Raw genomic sequence first — 2,549 nt, forward strand, 5'->3', positions numbered from 1 at the left:
GGGCGCGGCGGTCAAAAATGCCCGAGGGAGATTTCTCCTTCATCGATCTCTTCGCCGGTATCGGCGGCCTCAGGCGGGCCATGGAGAAAGCGGGCGGACGCTGCGTGATGACCTCGGAATGGGATAAGTTTTCTCAGGCAACCTACCATGCAAATTTTCCTGATAACCGGGCGATCGAAGGTGACATCCGGACGATCGATGCAGACCAGATCCCGGAACATGATGTGCTCGTTGCGGGATTTCCCTGTCAGCCCTTCTCAATTGCCGGCGTGTCGAAGTTCAATGCGCTGAGCCGTAAGCACGGGTTTCTGAACGAAACACAAGGCACGCTTTTTTTCGATGTGCTGCGTATCCTGCTGCACCACCGGCCTGCGGCATTCCTTCTGGAGAACGTAAAGAACCTGAAAAGCCATGACCGCGGGCGCACGTTCGCGGTCATCCGGCGCAAGCTTGAGGACGAGCTGGGATACAAACTTCACACGCGCATCATCGATGCCGCCCATTTCGTGCCCCAGCACCGCGAGCGCATCGTGATGGTCGGGTTTCGTGAGGACGTCCCGTTCTCCTTTGACGAGATGGCGATCCCGCCGCGCGGCAACAGGCGCATGCGCGATATCCTGCACCCGGAGGACGGCAGTGAGGCGCCCGAAAGCCACTTTACCTGCGGGCCGGAGGCCGCAGTCAGCGAGCGTTACACGCTCTCCGACAAGCTGTGGAGCTATCTGCAGGGGTATGCGGCAAAGCACCGTGCAAAGGGCAACGGCTTCGGCTTTGGTCTGGTCGACGGCGACAGTATCGCCCGGACGCTTTCTGCGCGCTACTACAAGGACGGCTCGGAAATCCTGGTCAGCCGGGGAGAAGGCCAGCGTCCGCGGCGGCTCACCCCACGGGAATGCGCCCGCCTTATGGGATATGAGGACAGCTTCCGCATTCCTGTCTCCGACACGCAGGCCTACAGGCAATTCGGGAATTCAGTTGCGGTGCCGGTATTCGCCGAGGTCGCCCGCGTCATGCATCCGCATGTGCTGGACCTTATCAAGTCCGGACCCGCGCCACTCAATAAAGTTGGCTGATGTTCACGACAGCGCCACGCGCAGCCGCAATATGGCGGCGATCGGCGGCCGCGACACGAAGCCCGAACTCGTGTTGCGGCGCGGACTTCATGCGCTGGGCTTCCGCTATCGCCTGCACAGCCGCAACCTCCCCGGTCGCCCGGACCTTGTGTTTGCCAGATACAGAGCTGTCATTTTTGTAAACGGCTGTTTCTGGCACGGCCATGACTGCGATCTGTTCCGCTGGCCGAGGACCCGTGAGGAGTTCTGGCGCAGGAAAATCGGCGGTACGGTCGCACGTGACCGTGCCGCCCGCGCCGCGCTGAACGAGGCGGGCTGGCGGACCGGGATCGTCTGGGAATGCGCGATGAAGGGCCGTGGCCGCCTTGATCCTGCCAGGATGATTGCGGTGGTTGCGAACTGGCTGCGTTCCGGTGAGGGTGACCTTGATCTGACCGGCCACAGCGCCGGGCCGGATAGCGAGGGCTGAATGGCGGCGCGTGGGTATCTTTCGGAATATTTCGCCGGCGCGGGCGCCAAGGTGCTGCGCGGGACAGAGGTCGATCCGGCCGTCTCCAATGGTCATGAGTTTCAGGGGGTGGACGCGTTTCGGCTGTTTCTCGGAACCCCGGCCGAAAAAGAGCAGGTTCCCGTCACCTATATCTGGATGGATGACGAACAGGAGGAGCCGGATCGCCTGGAACTGCACGGCACCTGGTACGACAGCCGTCGCGGCAAGGGGCATCGCGGTCCCGAATACCGGCTGTATTATCCCGCCGCCAGCGAACCGGTCGTGCACCGGGCCCGGGAGGGAGACACGCTTTTTCTGTGCATGACGGCTGAACGCCGCGTGCTGGCAATCCTCTGCCCGGCCGGCAGCAGCACCGAACAGAAGCTTCTCTGGCTGTTTGGGCTGAGCCTGACCGAGGACTACAGACTCAGCCCGCGTGAGCTCCCTGCTGACGGCGGGCGGGATATCGATCTGGCCGCGCGCTTCGTTCTCGGTGAGCTCGGGATCGAACCCGAGGAAGAAGAGCCCGATGCGCTGGGCAGACTTGTCGATCGTTTCGGCCTGAAATTTCCCGGCACCGCGGAATTCTCGGCATTTACCCGAAAAACGCTGACCGGCGTGGATCCGCGCGATGCTCCGGACGCGGCCCTGATCGCATGGATGGAGCACGAGGAGGCGCTGTTTCGCAGTCTCGAGCGTCGGGTAGTGGCAGAAAGGCTGACGGAAGGGTTCAGCGACGGCCAGATGGTCGATGTTGACGGGTTTCTGTCGTTTTCACTGTCGGTGCAAAACCGGCGTAAATCCCGGGCCGGCTGGGCGTTCGGCCACCATGTCGAGGCGATCCTTAAAGCACGGGGCGTTCGCTACCGCCGGGAGGCAACGACGGAAAAGCGCAACGCCGCCGACTTTCTGTTCCCCGGTGAAGCTGAGTATGCCGACCCGTCATATCCGTCAGCACGGCTGTCGATGCTCGCCGTGAAGACAAG

The 2,549-nt window shown here is 62.4% G+C and carries 3 protein-coding genes; all 3 read left to right on the top strand.

Annotated features, from left to right (window positions below; translation table 11 throughout):
- Window positions 1–1,073: DNA (cytosine-5-)-methyltransferase (dcm, locus tag ACROSR_RS20450; protein ID WP_432687718.1), on the top strand; the 1,073-nt coding region annotated here is incomplete at its 5' end.
- Window positions 1,066–1,542: a very short patch repair endonuclease gene (locus ACROSR_RS20455; RefSeq protein WP_432687719.1), complete on the top strand. Its 477-nt coding sequence runs from the start codon at window positions 1,066–1,068 to the stop codon at window positions 1,540–1,542. The genes dcm and ACROSR_RS20455, both read left to right, overlap by 8 nt.
- A partial coding sequence (locus tag ACROSR_RS20460) for a type II restriction endonuclease (protein ID WP_432687720.1) occupies window positions 1,543–2,549 on the top strand: 1,007 nt, incomplete at its 3' end.

It is taken from the genome of Roseovarius tibetensis (assembly GCF_050896375.1).
Classification (GTDB): domain Bacteria; phylum Pseudomonadota; class Alphaproteobacteria; order Rhodobacterales; family Rhodobacteraceae; genus Roseovarius; species Roseovarius tibetensis.